This window comes from Ketogulonicigenium vulgare WSH-001, assembly GCF_000223375.1.
Lineage (GTDB): Bacteria > Pseudomonadota > Alphaproteobacteria > Rhodobacterales > Rhodobacteraceae > Ketogulonicigenium > Ketogulonicigenium vulgare.
This window is the reverse complement of sequence record NC_017384.1, coordinates 1-17472: the sequence shown is the minus strand read 5'-3', so window position 1 is coordinate 17472 and position 17472 is coordinate 1. Positions and strand designations below refer to the sequence as shown.

The 17472-nt window shown below is 62.8% G+C and carries 14 protein-coding genes; 5 read left to right on the top strand and 9 right to left on the bottom strand.

What is annotated here, in order from left to right; genetic code table 11:
* Positions 1–22: 22 nt before the first annotated feature.
* The 5 genes from KVU_RS00070 to KVU_RS00050 all read right to left on the bottom strand — a co-directional run bounded on the left by KVU_RS00070 (position 23) and on the right by KVU_RS00050 (position 8248).
* Positions 23–3256 (bottom strand): error-prone DNA polymerase, encoded by a 3234-nt coding sequence (locus KVU_RS00070; RefSeq protein WP_014537424.1) that lies wholly within the window; start codon positions 3254–3256, stop codon positions 23–25.
* On the bottom strand, positions 3253–4725 hold the full coding sequence (locus KVU_RS00065; RefSeq protein ID WP_014537423.1) for a Y-family DNA polymerase: 1473 nt from the start codon (positions 4723–4725) through the stop codon (positions 3253–3255). The genes KVU_RS00070 and KVU_RS00065 overlap by 4 nt, the downstream gene beginning before the upstream one ends.
* The gene (locus KVU_RS00060) at positions 4640–5218 is read right to left on the bottom strand and encodes an ImuA family protein (RefSeq protein ID WP_013383261.1); all 579 of its coding nucleotides are present in this window, start codon (positions 5216–5218) and stop codon (positions 4640–4642) included. The genes KVU_RS00065 and KVU_RS00060 overlap by 86 nt, the downstream gene beginning before the upstream one ends.
* A gap of 67 nt (positions 5219–5285) precedes the next feature.
* On the bottom strand, positions 5286–6962 hold the full coding sequence (locus KVU_RS00055) for a glycoside hydrolase family 3 protein (RefSeq protein ID WP_013383260.1): 1677 nt from the start codon (positions 6960–6962) through the stop codon (positions 5286–5288).
* Entirely contained in the window at positions 6962–8248 is a 1287-nt protein-coding gene (locus KVU_RS00050; protein ID WP_013383259.1) for an MFS transporter, read from the bottom strand. The genes KVU_RS00055 and KVU_RS00050 overlap by 1 nt, the downstream gene beginning before the upstream one ends.
* A gap of 156 nt (positions 8249–8404) precedes the next feature.
* Between KVU_RS00050 and KVU_RS00045 the strand changes: the two genes are divergently transcribed.
* Together KVU_RS00045 and KVU_RS00040 are read left to right on the top strand one after the other, a co-directional pair.
* The gene (locus KVU_RS00045) at positions 8405–9043 is read left to right on the top strand and encodes a TetR family transcriptional regulator (protein WP_013383258.1); all 639 of its coding nucleotides are present in this window, start codon (positions 8405–8407) and stop codon (positions 9041–9043) included.
* A gap of 484 nt (positions 9044–9527) precedes the next feature.
* Entirely contained in the window at positions 9528–10034 is a 507-nt protein-coding gene (locus KVU_RS00040; RefSeq protein ID WP_013383255.1) for a cell wall hydrolase, read from the top strand.
* 259 nt (positions 10035–10293) lie between these two features.
* Here KVU_RS00040 and KVU_RS00035 read toward each other — a convergent pair whose 3' ends face one another.
* From KVU_RS00035 to KVU_RS00020, 4 genes are read right to left on the bottom strand one after another with little or no spacing between them, the layout of a single operon-like run.
* Complete coding sequence (locus KVU_RS00035) at positions 10294–11220, bottom strand: ABC transporter substrate-binding protein (RefSeq protein ID WP_013383254.1); 927 nt, start codon at positions 11218–11220, stop codon at positions 10294–10296.
* A gap of 4 nt (positions 11221–11224) precedes the next feature.
* Positions 11225–12118, bottom strand: coding sequence for an ABC transporter substrate-binding protein (locus KVU_RS00030; RefSeq protein WP_013383253.1), 894 nt, complete (start codon positions 12116–12118; stop codon positions 11225–11227).
* On the bottom strand, positions 12115–13101 hold the full coding sequence (locus tag KVU_RS00025) for an ABC transporter substrate-binding protein (RefSeq protein ID WP_236953120.1): 987 nt from the start codon (positions 13099–13101) through the stop codon (positions 12115–12117). The genes KVU_RS00030 and KVU_RS00025 overlap by 4 nt, the downstream gene beginning before the upstream one ends.
* Before the next feature lie 4 nt (positions 13102–13105).
* On the bottom strand, positions 13106–14095 hold the full coding sequence (locus tag KVU_RS00020; protein ID WP_013383251.1) for an iron-siderophore ABC transporter substrate-binding protein: 990 nt from the start codon (positions 14093–14095) through the stop codon (positions 13106–13108).
* A gap of 151 nt (positions 14096–14246) precedes the next feature.
* On the opposite strand from KVU_RS00020, the gene KVU_RS00015 reads away from it, so the two are divergent.
* From KVU_RS00015 to KVU_RS00005, 3 genes are read left to right on the top strand one after another with little or no spacing between them, the layout of a single operon-like run.
* On the top strand, positions 14247–15242 hold the full coding sequence (locus KVU_RS00015) for a FecCD family ABC transporter permease (RefSeq protein WP_014537421.1): 996 nt from the start codon (positions 14247–14249) through the stop codon (positions 15240–15242).
* Entirely contained in the window at positions 15239–16291 is a 1053-nt protein-coding gene (locus KVU_RS00010) for a FecCD family ABC transporter permease (RefSeq protein WP_014537420.1), read from the top strand. The genes KVU_RS00015 and KVU_RS00010 overlap by 4 nt, the downstream gene beginning before the upstream one ends.
* Positions 16292–16301: 10 nt before the next feature.
* A complete protein-coding gene (locus KVU_RS00005; RefSeq protein WP_014537419.1) occupies positions 16302–17096 on the top strand; it encodes an ABC transporter ATP-binding protein in 795 nt (264 codons plus the stop codon).
* The last annotated feature ends 376 nt before the right edge of the window (positions 17097–17472 follow it).

Below are 17472 nucleotides of genomic sequence, written 5' to 3'. Positions count from 1 at the left end.
GCCCCAAAGCGGGGCCCGCCTTTCAATGAAAGTCGCGGCTGGGAAACAGCCGCTTGGCCTGTTCGCGCGGGTGTCGCGCGGTTGGGACATTGCGCTTTTTCGGCGCGTCATCGGCGGGTGCGATGGTCTTGCCGACCGCCTCACTCAGCGGATGGCCGAGGCTGGCAAGGTGATGGGACAGATCCTCGATCCGCTCGGCAATGACATGGGTGACGATGCCCTCGCGCTCGAGCCTGCCGGTCACACGCAGCAGCCGCCCACCCATGACCTCGCGCCGGAACCGCTCATAAAGGGCTTTCCACACCACGATATTCGACACGCCCGTCTCATCCTCGAGCGTCAGGAACACGACACCCGATGCGGTTCCCGGGCGCTGGCGGGTGATGACCAGACCGCAGACGGTGATCCGCCGCAGCGGCACCTGCAGCAAGGTGGCATGGGGCGTGAGGCCCGGCAGTTTCGGGCGCAGCAGCTCCATCGGATGGGCGCGCAGGCTAAGGCGGGTGGCGATGTAATCCTCGACCACCTCCTCGCCCAGATGCATGTTCGGCAGATGGACGGCAGGCTCGCGCAGCCCCTCGCCGTCCAGCGGGTCGGCAAACAGCGGCAGCGGCGCGGGGGCGCGAATGGCGCGCACATCCCACAGGGCATCGCGGCGCGTCATCCCCAGGCTGGCAAAGGCATCCGCCTCGGCCAGACGTTCCAGCACGGCGGGGCGGATACCGGCGCGCAGCCACAGGCTTTCGACATCGGCATAGCCATTGCCCCGCGCCCGCGCGATCCAATCGGCATCTTCCTCGCGAAAGCCCTTGATCTGCCGAAACCCCAGCCGCAGCGCCAAGGCGCCATCGGTGCGTTTTTCCAGCGTGTTTTCCCATTCCGAATGGTTCACGCAGATGGGGCGCACCTCGACATTATGTTCACGTGCGTCGCGGACGATCTGGGCGGGGGCATAAAACCCCATCGGCTGGCTGTTCAGCAGCGCACAGGCGAAAATCGCCGGATGATGGCATTTCAGCCACGAGGACACATAGGTCAGCATCGCAAAAGCGGCAGCATGGCTTTCGGGGAAACCGTAATCGGCAAAACCCTCGATCTGGCCAAAACACCGCTCGGCCACCTCGCGGGCATAGCCGTTGCCGATCATGCCTTGGACGAAAATCTCGCGGTGCTGGCCGATGGTGCCCATGCGCCGGAACGAGGCCAGCGAGCGGCGCAGCTTGTCGGCATCCTCGGCACTATAGCCCGCCCCGACCTGCGCGATCTGCAGCGCCTGTTCCTGAAACAGCGGCACGCCCAGCGTCTTGCGGGTAATCGCCTCGAGCGCGGGGCCGAAGGGTTCGGGCTCCTCTAGCTTTTGGCGGCGACGGATATAGGGTTTCACCATGCCGCCCTGAATGGGGCCGGGGCGGACGATGGCGACCTCGATCACCAGATCATAGAACTGCTCGGGTTTCATGCGCGGCAGGAAATTCATCTGCGCGCGGCTTTCGACCTGAAAGACGCCAATCGCATCGGCGCGTTGCAGCATCTGATAAGTGGCGGCATCCTCTTGGGGGACGCTGTCCAGCGTATAGCTGCCTGCGCCCTGTTTTTTCAGCATCTCGAACGCCTTACGGATGCAGGTCAGCATCCCCAGCGACAGCACATCGACCTTTAGAATGCCCAAAGCGTCGATATCATCCTTGTCCCATTCGATGCAGGTGCGGTCATCCATCGCGGCATTGCTGATCGGGCACAGCGCATCCAGCCGTCCGCGTGTGATGACAAAACCGCCGACATGCTGGCTGAGGTGGCGCGGAAAGCCGATAATCTCGCGGATCAGGGCGATGGTCTGCGACAGGCGGCGGTCATCGGGGTTCAGCCCCACCTCGCGCATCAGCGCCCCGTCGGTGCCCGCATTCGACGTGCCCCAGATCTGCCCCGCCAAAGCCGCCGTCACATCGGCGCGCAGGCCCATGACCTTGCCCACCTCGCGGATGGCGGCGCGGGTGCGAAAATGGATGACGGTGGCGCAAAGCCCGGCGCGGTCGCGGGTATAGCGATCGTAAATCCACTGGATCACCTCTTCGCGCCGTTCATGTTCGAAATCGACGTCGATATCGGGCGGCTCGCGGCGGTGGCGCGAGATAAAGCGCTCGAACACCATGCCGATCATGCTGGGCTCGACATCGGTAATGCCCAGCGCCCAGCAGATGATCGAATTCGCCGCCGAGCCGCGCCCTTGGCACAGGATATCTTGGCTGCGGGCATAGGCGACAATGTCATGCACGGTCAGGAAATAGGGCGCATAGCCCAGCTCTGCTACGACTGACAGCTCCTTGTCCAGCAGCCCCTGATAACGGTCGGGGGCAGCCCCCTTGCTGCGCCGGATCAGGCCGGCGCGGGCTAGACGTTCCAGCCGCGCCTGGGGCAGCTCGCCATCATTCGCCTCGTCGGGGTAGTCATACCGCAGATCCCCAAGGTCAAAACTGATGCGATCCGCAATCTGCACCGTGCGACGCAGCGCGGCAGGGTGGTTGCGAAACAGGCGGGCCATATCGCCCACCCCCTTCAGGCGGCGTTCGGCATTGGGCAGGGCGCGGGTGCCGATATTATCGATGGTGATCCCCTCGCGCAGGCAGGTCAGCACATCGGCGACGGGGCGGCGGCTGGCGCGGTGCATCAGCACATCCCCCACCGCCACCATCGGGGCCGAGGCCCGCAGCGCCAGATCCGCGCAGAGGTCGAACCACGCCTGATCCGTCCCGTCATAGCGCGGCGCGGCACCCGTATAGACAAAGCCCGGAAAGCGGCGCTGCATCGCACTGATCTGCGCATAGGCCGTGCCGAGATCCGCAGGTGGCAGCGCGATCAGGATCATATCCTGCGCGTCCAACAGGTCTTCTTGCGACAGCAGGCATTCGCCCTTTTTCGCGCGCAGCTTGCCACGGGTCAAAAGCTGCGACAGCCGGTGATAAGCCGCGATATCCACCGGCAGCACCAGCCATTCAATGGCACTGTCTTGCAAGATCAGCCGCGTGCCGATCAGCAGCTTTGGCAATTGGGCATGCAGATGCGCCATATCCTTGTCTTCGCGCAAGTTCCGCAGCGCCGTCCATGCGCGCGCGACACCGGCCAGCGAATTCCAATCCGTCACTGCAATGGCGGGCAGCGCCAGCTCGGTCGCGCGCAAGACAAACTCCTCGGGATGCGCGGCGCCGCGCAAAAAGGTGAAATTCGTGGTGATGCACAGCTCGGCATAGGCGGGGGTCACAGGAATTCCCCCTGCACGAACCAGCCGGGGTTTTGCGGCGTATAGAACAGCCACAGCCGCCGCCCCTCGCGCGTGTCGATGCGCCAGTAATCGCGCAAAGCGCCTGCCTTGGGCGCGGTGCTCCACCATTCGGGGGCAATGCGCTCGGGACCGGTGGCGCGGGCGGTGGTAAATCCCATGCGCCGCCAGTGAAATGCAGCGGGCGGTGTGGCACTGTTTGCCGCTACGGGTTCGGGCGTGAACAGGATCAGCGGACGGGCGGGCCGTCCGGGCCAGACGCCTTGGCGCTGCGCATCGCTGGCAGGGGCCAGCGCAAAACTGTTTTCGGGGATATGGCTGTCGATGGGCTGGAACCGGCGCAGGTTTTCCAGCCCGATGCGCGTGCCGATGCGGGTCATCAGCGCCTCGACCCGGTCGGTGCTGGCGGCGCTTGTGCCCAGTTGCAGCGGGGCCATCGGGGTGACGACATCCGCCTCGAGCCTCAGCTGGTCGATGCCAAACCCCGCATCCACCTGTTCCAGCGCGCGGGCGAACAGCGGCAGGATGCGGGGCGCCTCGCGCATCGGCGCGGCCAGACGGATCGGCACATGCTGGGCCGCGCCATCGACACGGCGCAGGGTCAGGCGCAGGCTGCGCGCCCCCATGCCACGGGCGCGCAGAGTCTCGCACAGCCGGATCAGCAGACGGTCAAGACCCGCCGTCACATCGGACAGCAGGCCAATGGGTTCGGGCAGGGTCATCCGCACACCATAGCGCGGCGGCTCGGCCTCGGGCATGATCGGATCGGGCAAATCGCCCAAAGCGCGATCCAGAATATCCAGCAACTCTTGCCCGAACCTGCGCGCCAGCGGCGCGCGCGGTGCAGCCAGCAGATCACCGATCTTGCGCAGCCCCAGCCGCTGCAGGCTGGTATCCATCTGGGGCGGGATCAGCAGCGCGGCAATCGGCAGATCCGCCAGCGCGGCGCGGCTCTGCCCCGCCGCCGCGATCCCGGGGGCCGCATGCGCCAGCGCCCGCGCAGCGCCGTGCGTATCGGCAATCCCGATCCGCACCGTGAACCCCGCGCGGGTCAGGCGGCGCATGATGTCACCGCGCATCATCGCCTCGTCCCCGATCAGATGCGCCGCACCTGTAATATCCAGCACCAACGCATCGCGCCCCGCAACACCCACCCACGGGCAATAGCGCAGGGCCCAGCGCCGCAGCGCCGCCAATTGCGCGCGATCAGCCGCCAGATCCGCGGGCCGCACGATAAGGCTGGGGGCAAAGGCCCGCGCCTCTGACAGCGACAGGCCAAGATGCAGGCCCAGCGCCTCGGCGGCGGGGTTCAGACAGTAAAGACCATCGGCATTGCCATGGCGCAGGCTGAGGGCGAAAGGCCCCTCAACCGCGCGCGCCCGCAGCGCCCGATCCGAAGGGAAGCGGGGAAACCATATCGACACAATGCGTCTGCCGGTTCCACCGAACATGCCACGCCCCAACAGTTCCTGATTTGTTCTTATTAAGTTCCCATTTCATCAGAGTCGAGTCCCCCTGATCGCCAAAAACCGGCGCAGCGTGCCAGCGCGTCTCGGCGGCGTTTGATCCCATGCCATCGGGGATCAGGCACAGCCCCGTCGCCTGCCCCGCCCCCGCCGCCAATTGCAAACGGCGTCCGGCGCGCAAACTCAGCGGCTTGGTCACTTCGATAATGACAAGGGGCAGCACACCATCGCGCAGGGATTCTTCGGCCACGGTCAGGGTATCGACCTCAGAGGCGGTCTGCGCGATCAGGATGCGGCTGGGGTCGATCAGATCCGCCAGCCCATGAGGGAACAGCGCCGCCCCTGCCCAAGCGGGACGCACCCAGATGAGACCGGCATCGCCCGCACCCGCCGCACAGCACAAAGCAAAGGCCGCAGCGGCGGGGCCGGCGACTTCATGCACGCGGCCGGGCCGCAAAGGAAAAGCAGTCAGGGTCATGATACAACAACGGCGGCTACAGGGCGATTGTAGCCGCCGCCGCATCTTTGCAAAAGAGGCGCGTTGATCAGAATGGCGCGTCAGGCAGACCGCAGAACGGATCAACGGGCGATGTGCCTGTAAAGGGCGCGCGGCCCATCAACCCATCCAGCACCGCCTGCTGCATCGTATCCATGGTGGCATAGGCGTTGATGACACAGGGCATACGCGGCGCATCATAAAGGTAATAGGGATAGCCGAACGAAATCAAAGCGGTCGGCACATCATGCCATGGACGCTCCATCGCGCGCAGGAACTGGCCCGCAAGGCCCGCCCAGTTCATGAAGATGCGCTCACGCGACAGCAGGGTTTCCTCGGCCATCAGGTAAAGCACAAGGTCATAGCCCTTCCACGGGTTCATCTGCGCATTGTCACGGTCATGGACGGTGACCTCGAACCCCTCGGCGCGCAGCATATCGACCAGCGCCAGCGGCCCGCCAGCAGTATGCATCGGCGAGACAACACCCGTCGTATAGACATAGATTCGGCGGTGCTTTTCGACAGACAGCGGCAGCAGCCCCTGCACATCCTTGACCAGCGTCGGTGCGCGGCGGGTGATTTCGGCCGCGCGGATGCGGTCGGCGGCGGTGCCGATCAGATCCAACTGCTGCGCGGGGACGCCCTTGTGCAGCCCGAGCGAAGCCTTCAGCCCCAGCGAGCGGAACAAAGCCTCGTCCAGACGCGCGCGGCTGAGGCGACCATCCGCCAAAGCCGCAGCGACAAAGCCCGCATCCTCGACCGGATCGTCCGAGAACAGGATGATATCGCAGCCGTTTTCAATCACCTCGGGGATCATCTGCGCGCGCGGGCCCCAAGCGCCAAAGCCTGCCATCATCGTCGCATCGGACACGATGACACCGTTAAAGCCCAAACGTCCGCGAAGCAGGTCGATGTTCAGGTAACGGCTGACCGAAGCGGGGCGGAAGGCCTCGACCCCCGCATCCGCCATCATCTCGCGCACAAAGGCGGGCAGCGCGATATGCGCCGACATTACCGATTTCACGCCCGCATCGACCGCCGCGCGGTAAAGCGTGCCAAAGCTCGCCTCCCACTCTGCTAGCGACAGCGGGTTGATCGTGGTGACCAGATGCTGGTCGCGGTCGTCAAACCCCTCGCCCGGCCAGTGTTTCACCGTCGCGGCGATGCCCTGCGCCTGGAACGCATCAATCGCGGCCAAGGCATGACGCTGGACCCGCGCCACATCCGCGCCAAAGCTGCGCGTCGCCACGATGGACGAGCGGAAGGCGTGGTTGATGTCGATGACCGGCGTGAACGACCAGTTCATCCCCAAAGCCGCCGCCTCGCGCGCCATGATGGTCGAGACCTCATGCGTTGCATCGACATCATCGATAGCGGCCAAAGCCAGCGGGTTCGGCGCCTCGGCCCCGAACGGCAGGCTCATCCGGCTGCCTTCCAGATCGGCACTGAAGAGCAACGGGACTTTCGCCTCGCAGCGCAGCTGGTCGATGAAACCGGCCTCTGTCGCTTTGTCGCCAAAAAAGAACCGCGTGATGCCAGCGGGGGCGAAATCGCGCAGGCGATCCGCCTCGGTCGGGTCGAACCCCATCGAGGAGATGACGAACAACTGCCCGATCTTTTCCGCATCCGACAGGCTGGCATGGGTGGCGGCGACCCAATCAATCGCCACCTGATCCAGGTTGAACGGCGCGCCAGAAAGCATGGCGCGCAGAGTCTGATCCGTCATTACTTCGCGCCCTTTACCGGCAGGATCGCAAGCGCGCCGCCAAAGGTCACAATGGCCGCGACGATGAACAGCAGGGTATAGTTCCCCTGCCCGCCCACCATCAGAATGATCGGTGCAATGGCGGGGGCCAGCGTTTGCGGCACGGCATTGGCGATGTTCATGACGCCAAGGTTCTTTGCGGCCTCAGTTTCGCGGTTGGGCAGCACGTCAACGACCAGCGCCTGGTCAATCGACAGATAGACACCAAAGCCTGCCGCCTGAATGGCGATACCGATGAAAAAGCCCGTCAGCGTGCCGGTGCTGACCAGCACGGTCAGGCCGATGGCGAAAACGACGGCGGCGATAAAGACAAAGATCTTACGCTTGCCGGTGCGGTCGGAATACCAACCCGCAATGCTGGCGAAAATCACCACCGAAACGGCTGTAATGATGGTCGACAGCAGCATCATGCCGGGGATCGCCTCGGGGGCGACGGCGAACATGTCGATCAGCACATAGACCTGATAGGCCAGCAGGGTCGAGGTGCCATAGAACACCAAAAAGCGCGACAGCCATGCCCAGCCGTAATCGGGGAATTTCACCGGATTGACCCAAAAGGATTTCAGCACAGCAGCCGCGCTGATCTTTTCGCGCACAGCGGGCTGCACGGCTTTATCATCGTTGATCAGGCAAAACAGCAGCACCATCGCAACGCCAAACAGCGTCGGCCACAGGAACATCGCAGTGCCGCCCGTGCCAACCATTGCCACGATTGCCGTGCCAACCAGCATACCGATATTGGTCGACATGCCTGCAATTGCAGAGACGCGGGCCCGCTGATGCTCGGGTACCTGATCGGCAACCACAGCGATCAAAGCGGATAGCGCGGCGTTCAACGCGCCTTGGGTAATGCACCAGAACAACGCGATCACGGCGATCGAGCTGGATTGCGCAATGATCAGCAGCGAGATCAGCCCCAGCAGCACGCCCCCCACCATCCACGGACGACGACGTCCAAAGCGCGAGGTCGTGCGGTCTGACAACATACCAAACAGCGGGTTCGCAATCAGCGCGGCCAACGCGCCCAGACCCAGTACGATACCCAAATTGGCACCTTTGTTCACCGGGTCAATCGCCTCGATTCGTACCGCCAGCGTCATCACCACCGGCGTAATCAGGGCTGTAAATGTTCCAATATAAGCCAGCGCGTAACGCAGAAAAAACCATTTTGAAACCTCGGGTTGCGCCGATTGCGACGCACCAAGGGTAGCGGACGCTTGTGCGCCCGCGAAAATATCCGCGGCCATAGAGGCCCTCCCAAAAATCTCACTCCCAATCGCGGAATTAACCGCGATTTCGAATTTAGATATCAATCAGTAGGCAAAATACAATAAAAGATTGGCGAGGGTTGGCTTTTGGCGCCTGGCCTGCCACTTTGCTGGGCACCGAGCAGGGAGGCAAGGGTGAGCACAACGTCCAAGTCGGATCAGGGCGACATACGCCCCAAACGCGGCAGGCCGCCGGCGGCGGAAACGGCCGCTAAACGCCGACAGATTATCGAAGCCGCGACCGAAGCCTTTGCACAACAAGGGTTTAATGCCGCCTCTTTCGCCGCGATCGCGGAACGTGTGGGCATGACCCTGCCCGGACTTTTGCACTATTTCCCACGCAAGACGGATTTGCTGCTGGCCATCCTCGAGGACCGCGACCGCGCAACGAATGAGTTGATCGCCGATGCAGGCCCTAGCTGGGCCGCCAACCGCGAAGGGCTGCGCAAACTGGTGCGCCGCAATGTTCAAATCCCGCATATCGTGCAGATGTTCTCGACCTTGAACAGTGAAAGCCTGGGTAAATGCCACCCCGCCCGCGATTGGTTCGAGGCGCGGTCCCATTATGTCCGCGACGGGATCGCCGCCGCGCTGCGACATGCGCAGGACGCGGGCGAATTTCGCAAGGACTTTGACCCTGATGTTGTCGCAACCGAAGTGGCCGCGACGATGGACGGGCTGCAGGTCTGGTGGCTGCGGATGCCGGATCGGGTAGATCTGATCCAGCAATTTGACGATTATCTGGACCGCTTAGACCGCAGCCTTGCCGTTTAAGCGACCGTTCAAGCGACCGGGGCGGAACTCTGGTCAAGCACTAGGCGGCGTTCAGCATGGAACGCCAATACCATGCCAGTCGCGCGCCGCAGCTTATTCAAATCACCCTCAGCGGGTTGGTATTTTTCAACGATTTGGATCACGCAACAGTCTAGAAAGGCGTCTGTGCATCCAGGGGCTGCGCTTTTCCAATCGGTATCGCAGCAACCGCCCTGAAAAGATCCTTGCTGGCGCGCATATCACGGCGCGCGCTTTCAATATTCACCATCTGCATCCGCGCATTGGCGTGGCGGTCCCATCCTTTGATCTCTATCGGTGCGCAATTCTATCGTGCGACCCGGCGATTTTGCGGATCAAGATGCGGCTCAGGCGATCCCCCGCAAAGCCAAACCGACCGATAGCCACAGAAGGTTGACGCCCCGCCACCCAGATGGGTTTATGGGCGCACAGACCATACCGCATTTTGAATAGATATAGGCCGCCCATGTTTTTGAATATTCCCCGCATCCGCGCCATCGCCTTGCTCGGCCTTGCTGCACTGGCGCTTGCGGCCTGCGGCGGTCCGCGTGGACACTCGGCCCAGGAATGTATGGAACGGGCTATGTATTTCGAATCGATACGGTCTAGCCGCGATGGCATGATCGCCGTCGGCAGCGTCGTGATGAATCGCGTTGAATCGGGGCAGTACCCGCAATCGATTTGCGGCGTCGTCAGCCAGCGCGGCCAATTTGCGCCCGGCATCATGACGAATGACATGCGCGAACTGCCTCTTGTGCGCGAGGCCGCCCGCGCCGTGATCCGTGGCGAGCGTCACCCCTATATTCAGGGCGCGATGTTCTTTCACGCCGCGAATTATCGGGCGGGCTATACCAACATGCACTACGTCTTGGTCACAGGCGGCAATGCGTTCTACGAGCGGCGCCCCGTCCATCTGGTCACGCAGCCCACACCGCCAGCCGCGATCGAGGGCGTGACCGGGCGTTGGCGCTAATCCCATCTGGTTTCAATGCCTGGGCGCACCGGCCCGCATCATCGCCCCGATCACCCAGCGGCCATTCTGCCGTGAACCGCAGTGGCATCCGTATTCTCGCGCCTCGCCTTCAGTCCCTTTCGGAGCGCAGGCGGGGGCATAGCAGAATGCAACGCTGACCAAAGCGCTAAGTGCAAAATGGCTTTGCATAAAATTCAAATGACAGGCGGAATATCCGCCCGTCACAGGACTGGTCACCGGGCTGGTCACAGGGCTGAGGTCAATCGCTGCCCAGCAGTGCAGCCTCGATTCCATCCAGAACGATGTGCGCAGCCGTCGGCGCGACCATGGTGAACCACGGCTCGATCAACACATGGCGGACCCGGCCCGATTGCACCGGTTTCAGCCCGTTCCACGTCGCTGCAATCGCATCGCGCGCAAGCTGTGCATGTGGCGCGTCGATCTGGCTGAAGAACAGCCAATCGCCATCAAGCGCCATGGCCTCCTCGGGCGGGACTTGGCGGATAATGGCGTCGAACTGCTGCGATGCGGGACGCCCGAGGCCAAGATCGGTCGATATCACACCCACGAAGGCGCGCTGACCATAAACCTCTAGTCCCTTTTTCGCGATACGCCCAAACGAGACCTCGTCCGTATTGCGGCCAGCGGCGGCAAGGCGCGCTTTCAGCGCTGCTGCCCGCGCGTGATAATCGGCCATGATGCGCGTCGCAACGTCACGCTCGCCCATCAGCTCGGCAAACAGGCGGAAATCCTGCTTCCAGTTATAGCCATAACCTGCCGTCAAAAAGGTGGGGGCGATGGCGTTGAGGGTTTCAAACGCGCGCCCATGGGCGCCCGCGGCAGTCCCGACGATGACATCCGGCTCTAGCGCTGCGATGGCGTCGAAATCAAGCGCGGTGCGTGCGCCGACGGATTTGATCTGTGCAATCTCATCGGCATGCTGGGGAAAAGCCTCCGCCAGATAGGACGGCACGGCATCGGGAAAGCCGTTGATCGTCGTGCCGACGGGCACCACACCCAGGTTGATCGCTTGATCCAGCTGGCCGGTCGCCAGAACCACCACCCGCTTTGGGCGCGTCGGAACAGACATATCACCAAAGAAATGGGTCACATCACGCGGGAATACGCCATCGGAGGCCGCGCTTCCCTTGCCTACTGGAACGTCGGTGGGGGCAATAAAGGACATGGTCTTACTCCGATAGAATATTACAAAGTTGCGTCAGTGCAATGCGGGCGGCGGTGGCGCCTGCATTATTGAAAAACGGCTGATAATCGACCTCGATCGCGCGGCCGGCGTTGACCGCAGGCAGCGCCTTCCATCCGGGCATGGCGTGGATCATCTGCACGCCCGCCCCTTGGCCGGCATAGATGATCCAATCGGCATCGACCTTGGCGATATCGGACGCCTCGATTTGCTGCGAGGTGCCCTCGAACGCCTGCGCCGCGGGCCGGGTCAGGCCCATATCATCCGCGATACTGCCGATGAACGACCGCCGTCCCATCACCGTCAGGCGGCGTCCATTGGATTGCACGAACGAGACAGTACCACGCGTGACGGGCGCAGCAGCCGCATCGCGGACGAAGTCTTGCAGGTAATTCTGCGCGGCCCCTGCTTTGCCCAAAGCATGCGCCATCAGCAGGAAATCGACCTTCCAGTTCACGCCAGTGCCACGGGTCACAACCGTCGGCGCAAGGGCGGCCATCTGCCCATAGACCTGATTGCGATCACCCGCCGCATTCATAAAGATCAGATCCAGCGCCAGATCCCGCATCCTGTCCAGATCCGGCGCCTTGCGGTCGCCGATATCGGTCAGACTGCCAAGCGCGCGGGCCAGCTGCGGGAATGCCTGTGCCAGATAGGGTTCGAACACGCCGGTGCCATGGCCTTGCGTTGCCGCAACCGGCACCACGCCCAATGTCACAGCGCAATCCAGCTGCCCTGTCGAGATAACAGCAATCCGCGCGGGGGCGGCGGCAATCACAGCGATACCGTTTTCGTGCTGCACATCGCGTGGAAACACGCCATCGGGCGCGGCGCTGCCGTGATTACTGTCCAGTGCGGTCGGGGCAAGGGATTTGGTCATTCGCTCAGCGTCTCGATCACAGTGTCCAGCACGACGCGCGCAGCGGTCGGGCCGGTATTGAGGTAGAAAGCGTCAAAATCAATCGCAACGGCGCGATCTGCGGCCACCGCCGACAGGCTGGGCCAAAGGGCCGCATTCTGCAGTGCCTGATCGCCTGTGCCATTCGTGCCGTAAAAGATCCAATCCGCATCGGCCAGATCCAACAGCTCGAGGCTGATATCCTCGGAATTTTTGTCGAACTGCTGGCTTCGCGGGCGAGACAGGCCGAGATCCTCCAAAATACCACCCCCAAGCGAGGTCACACCCATGACACGTGTGCGCGCCCCTGTAGATTGCAGCAGTGACACGCTGGGCGGATCGGCGGGCAGGTTTGCCGCAAAGGCATCCGCATCGGCGTGGAACTGATCCAAAAAGGCCTGCGCCTCGCCGCCCTTACCCAAGGCCTGTGCCAGTAACAGATAATCGACCTTCCAGTTGACCCCATTGCCGCGCGTGACGACAACCGGCGCAATCTGCGACAGCGTGTCAAAGAAATCCTGTTGCAGCACCGCTTGGTTCATAAAGATCAGATCTGGGCGAAGCTGGGCGATCAATTCCAGATTAGGGCCACTGCGGTCGCCTAAATTCGCAACCTCGGCCATGGCGGCAATATGCTGCGGAAAGGCCGCCCCTAAATAGGCGGGATAGATATCGGCATTGTCGCCCGCTGTCGCGCCAACCGGCACGATGCCCAGCGTAATCGCCGCATCCAATTGCCCCGTCGAGATGACGATAATCCGCTGCGGCGCGGCCTCTAGCACAGTCTCGCCAAACATATGGCGCACGCTGCGCGGGAACACGCCGTCGGGCGCAGCGCTGCCCATATCAACCAGCACGCGCGGCGAGGCGTGATCGCCCGTTTGCGCGATCGCCGCCGTTGCCACGCCAAACGTTACCGCCAGCGCAAGCGCACCGCGCAGCACCCAAGGTCCAAGCCCGTGCATCGGCCTATTGCCCAATTGTTGCCGAGACCTGATCCAGCACAATCCGTGCAGCGGTCGGTCCTGCGTTAAAGAAATAGGGGTCGAAATCCACCTCGACCGCGCGGCCAGCCATCACACCTTCCAGTGTCGGCCACAGCGGTGCTTGGGTCAAAATGCGCAGGCCATCCCCGCGGCCACCGTAAAAAATCCAATCGCCATCGGCTTGGTCGATCAGCTCGACACTGATATCTTCGGACGTTTTATCAAACCGTTGCGTGGCGGGGCGCGCCAGGCCCATATCCTCGGCGATGCTGCCCGAGAAGGACGGCACGCCCCAGATGCGATTGCGATCCCCCGTGGACATCACAAAGGACACTTCTGGCGGCGTGTCGCCCAGCGTCGCCGCAAAGGCATCGGCGTCGGCATGGAACGCATCGAGATAGGCTTGGGCCTGCTCGCGCCGCCCCAGCGCATCTGCGGTCAACAAAAAGATGATTTTCCAGTTCACGCCGGTCGCATTCGTGACCACTGTCGGCGCGATCTGCGACAGCAGCTCATACTGGGCGCGCTCCTCGGGCGTGTCGCGCGCGGCATTGACCAAAATCAGATCGGGGCGCGTTTGGGCGAGGCCTTCCAGATCGATATCAAGGCGCAGGCCCAGATCAATGACTTGCGCCAATTGCGACGCATATTGCGGATAATAGTCTAGCAAATAGTCATCAACGATGCCCGCCTGTCCGGCGCCCCGCGTGCTGGCGGTCGGCACCACACCCACGGCCAGCGCGCTATCAAACTGCCCGGTCGAGATAATGGCGACACGCTGCGGCTCTTGCGTCAGAACGGTCGCGCCCAACATATGTCGCACCGTGCGCGGAAAGACGCCATCAGCGGCGTCGCTGCCCATATCCACCAGCGCACGCGGCGCGGTATGAATGACGTCTTGCGCAAAGGCGTTCATCGGCAGTGCGATCAATACTGCGCTGGCAAAGCTTAGTCCGAACAGAACAGATTTCATGATGATTGTATCCGCATGAGGGAGGTGTTAGGGCAATTAGGGCATCCTTACTAATTTAGTCAACAACTGGCGACCCTGCTTTCCGATGACCGCACTGCCACCCCTTCAGGCGACAACACATCGTCGGCCCGCCGCCGCATTTGGGCGCCGGATGGCCTGGCGCTTGATCGGCCTTGTGGTCATTTTGACCGCTTTGGCCTGGTTGTTCTTTCTCAGCATCGGCATTGGCGCACGGCCCATCCCCCTGCCCGAGGTGTGGCGCGCCCTGATCGACAACGACGGCAGCCGCAACGCGATCATCGTCTGGCAATTGCGCATCCCCCGCACGCTGCTGGGCCTGCTGGTCGGGATCGCCTTGGGCCTCAGCGGCGCGGTGATGCAGGCGTTGACGCGCAACCCGCTGGCCGCCCCGGGCCTGCTCGGGATCAATGCGGGCGCAGCGTTGATGGTCGTTCTGGCAATATCCATGCTGGGGATCAACAGCTTTCCCGGCTATGTCTGGTTCGCCCTTGTTGGCTGCGGCGGCGCGGCGGCGTTGGTCTATACGCTATCGGGGCGCAGCAGCAGCGCGGTGCAGCAGGTGCGGCTGGTTCTGGCAGGCGCGGCCATCACCGCCTGCCTTGGCGCCATTACTGGCATCATCACGATGTCCAACAGCCAGACCTTTGATTCCTATCGGTTCTGGATCGTGGGATCGCTGTCGAACCGCACGCCCGAGGTCGCCTTCCAGGTGCTGCCCTTTATCGCGGTCGGCGCGATGATTGCAGTGGGATTGGGCGGACGGCTGAATGCCGTTGCCTTGGGCGATGATGTCGGCCGCAGCCTTGGTGTCAAACTGGGGCAGACCCGTGCCCTTAGCTTTGTCGCGATTGCCCTGATGTGCGGCGGCGCAACAGCGGCGGCCGGGCCCATTGGCTTTGTCGGGCTGATGGTGCCGCATGCCGTGCGGCTGATTGTCGGCCCTGATTGGCGCTGGATCTTACCCTATTGCGTCGGCCTTGGCCCCGTCATCGTGCTGGCCAGTGATATTCTGGGCCGCGTCGTTGTCCCCCCGGGCGAGCTGGAGGTCGGGATCGTGACAGCCTTTATCGGCGCGCCGGTGCTGCTGTGGTTGGTGATTATGGGCAAGGATGGCAGCCGGAAATGACACAGACCCCATCAAAACGCCCGGTCTTTCGCCCGCTGCCCGGCCTTGCGATTCCCTATCACCCGCGCACCCTTTGGGTGACACAGATCGCGCTGATCGCCAGCCTTGCGCTGGTGCTGATGACGCTACTGACGGGAGCCTTTGCCATTTCCCCGCTAGGTGTATGGTCTGTTATCACAGGCCAAAGCCAAGACAGCGTGGCCGATCTGGTGGTGCTGGGCCTGCGCCTGCCGCGCATCATAGCCTGCCTGTTCATCGGCGCCGCCCTTGGGATTTCAGGCGGTATCTTTCAGGCCCTCGCGCGCAACCCCCTTGCCAGCCCCGATATCGTCGGCTTTACAGCCGGGGCTGGCACCGGAGTTCTGGTGCTGATGCTGGTCGAAGGCACGGCCATCGGCATCAGCCTGTCCTTTGGCGCGATCCTTGGCGGATTCGCGACAGCCCTGGCGGTCTATCTGCTGGCCCTGCGGCGCGGCGTGCATGGCCAGCGGCTGATTCTGGTCGGCATTGGCGTCGGGGCAATGCTGTCGGCTTTTAACGCCTTTCTCATGACCCGCGCCGAGCTAGAGGCCGCCCAAGCCGCACGCCTCTGGCTGCATGGCAATCTGAATGGCGTGACTTGGCCGCAGGTGGTCCCACTGATCTTGTGGTGCGCGCTGCTGCTGCCGCTGTCCTTGTTGCTTGCACCAAAGTTACGCATTCTTGAGATGGGGCAAGATATCGCCGCAAGTCTAGGGCTGAACCACCACCGCGCGCAACTGCAACTGATCGGCGTGTCGATCTGTCTTGCGGCGGCTGCCATTGCGGTCGGCGGGCCGATCGGGTTCATCGCGCTTGCGGCACCGCAACTGGCACAACGGATTGCGAAATCCCCCGGCATCGACCTGATCTGCACCGCCAGCATCGGCGCCGTTTTGCTGCTGGCCGCTGACTTTGTCGCCCAACGTCTGCTGGCCCCGTTCCAGATCCCGGTCGGGCTGGTCACCGGCGCGATGGGCGGCGCCTATCTTTTGTATCTTCTCAGCCGTGAATGGCGCAAAACGGATTAGGCGCGGAAACATGATAATGGATCACCAAAGCACACGCCTCTACGCCCGCGACTTGACCAACGGCTATGACGGCAAGATCGTATCCCAAGGGCTGAACGTCGATATCCCCGATGGCGCATTCAGCGTCATCGTGGGGCCCAATGCCTGCGGAAAATCGACGTTGCTGCGCTCGCTCGCGCGCCTCAGCCCGCCCAAAAGCGGCGAGGTCTATCTGGACGGCAAAGCCATTCATACCCATCCTGAAAAGGAAGTTGCCAAACGCCTTGGCCTGCTGCCCCAGACGGCCATCGCGCCCGATGGTATGACGGTTTATGATTTGGTCGCGCGCGGCCGCTTTCCACATCAAAAGTTCTTCCAGCGCTGGACATCAGAGGATGAAAGCGCCTGCACCAAGGCGCTGATCGCCACCGGCGTCGCGGATCTGGCAGATCGCGCCGTCAGCCAGCTATCGGGCGGCCAACGCCAGCGCGTCTGGATCGCCATGGCCCTGGCGCAGGAAACCCCGCTGCTGTTGCTGGACGAGCCGACCACCTTTTTGGATATCGCCCATCAGATCGAGCTGCTGAACCTGTGCCGTCGCCTGAACCGCGACGAAGGCCGCACTCTGGTTGCGGTCTTGCACGATTTGAACCAAGCCTGCCGCTATGGCGATCACATCATCGCCATGAAAGACGGCGCGATCATTGTGACTGGCGCACCCCGTGCGGTCATCACCGAGGAGGTCGTCCGCGACGTCTTTGGCATCTCTTGCCTGATCATCCCCGATCCGGTGACGGCTACGCCGATGATCGTCCCGCGCGATTGAAACCGCCGCCTTTTGCACAGCACCGCGCATAAAGCAGCACAGCTTTCCTTGCCTGCCCCGATAGCGCCCCATACTCTGACCAACCGCAAGATCACCCAGACCGACCGTGAGGGATGGCGCGGCGCAAGCCGCGCTTCCTGCTGACGGGCCTCGTCACATGCGGTTTTCAGCTGGCCGCGCTTGCCTCGCCATCCACTTGCCTTGCGCGGTGTCGCCCCTATTTTGTCTGTCCTGCGGGCTGCCTGTGCATGGTTTTGTCTGTGCTGTGCCGCCAATGCGGAAAGCCCCGCGGGAGGCGGGGCGTTTGGTTTGACCATGGGATCTGCGATGCAATAACAACAAAACCCGCAGCGTAAGCTACGGGTTTGTTGTTTTA

Coding starts and splice junctions, on each gene's coding strand:
- KVU_RS00020 (WP_013383251.1), bottom strand. CDS start 14,095: ATGAAATCTGTTCTGTTCGGACTAAGCTTTGCCAGCGCAGTATTGATC.
- KVU_RS00015 (WP_014537421.1), top strand. CDS start 14,247: ATGGCCTGGCGCTTGATCGGCCTTGTGGTCATTTTGACCGCTTTGGCC.
- KVU_RS00025 (WP_236953120.1), bottom strand. CDS start 13,101: ATGCACGGGCTTGGACCTTGGGTGCTGCGCGGTGCGCTTGCGCTGGCG.
- KVU_RS00030 (WP_013383253.1), bottom strand. CDS start 12,118: ATGACCAAATCCCTTGCCCCGACCGCACTGGACAGTAATCACGGCAGC.
- KVU_RS00050 (WP_013383259.1), bottom strand. CDS start 8,248: ATGGCCGCGGATATTTTCGCGGGCGCACAAGCGTCCGCTACCCTTGGT.
- KVU_RS00040 (WP_013383255.1), top strand. CDS start 9,528: ATGTTTTTGAATATTCCCCGCATCCGCGCCATCGCCTTGCTCGGCCTT.
- KVU_RS00065 (WP_014537423.1), bottom strand. CDS start 4,725: ATGTTCGGTGGAACCGGCAGACGCATTGTGTCGATATGGTTTCCCCGC.
- KVU_RS00035 (WP_013383254.1), bottom strand. CDS start 11,220: ATGTCCTTTATTGCCCCCACCGACGTTCCAGTAGGCAAGGGAAGCGCG.
- KVU_RS00005 (WP_014537419.1), top strand. CDS start 16,302: ATGATAATGGATCACCAAAGCACACGCCTCTACGCCCGCGACTTGACC.
- KVU_RS00010 (WP_014537420.1), top strand. CDS start 15,239: ATGACACAGACCCCATCAAAACGCCCGGTCTTTCGCCCGCTGCCCGGC.
- KVU_RS00060 (WP_013383261.1), bottom strand. CDS start 5,218: ATGACCCTGACTGCTTTTCCTTTGCGGCCCGGCCGCGTGCATGAAGTC.
- KVU_RS00055 (WP_013383260.1), bottom strand. CDS start 6,962: ATGACGGATCAGACTCTGCGCGCCATGCTTTCTGGCGCGCCGTTCAAC.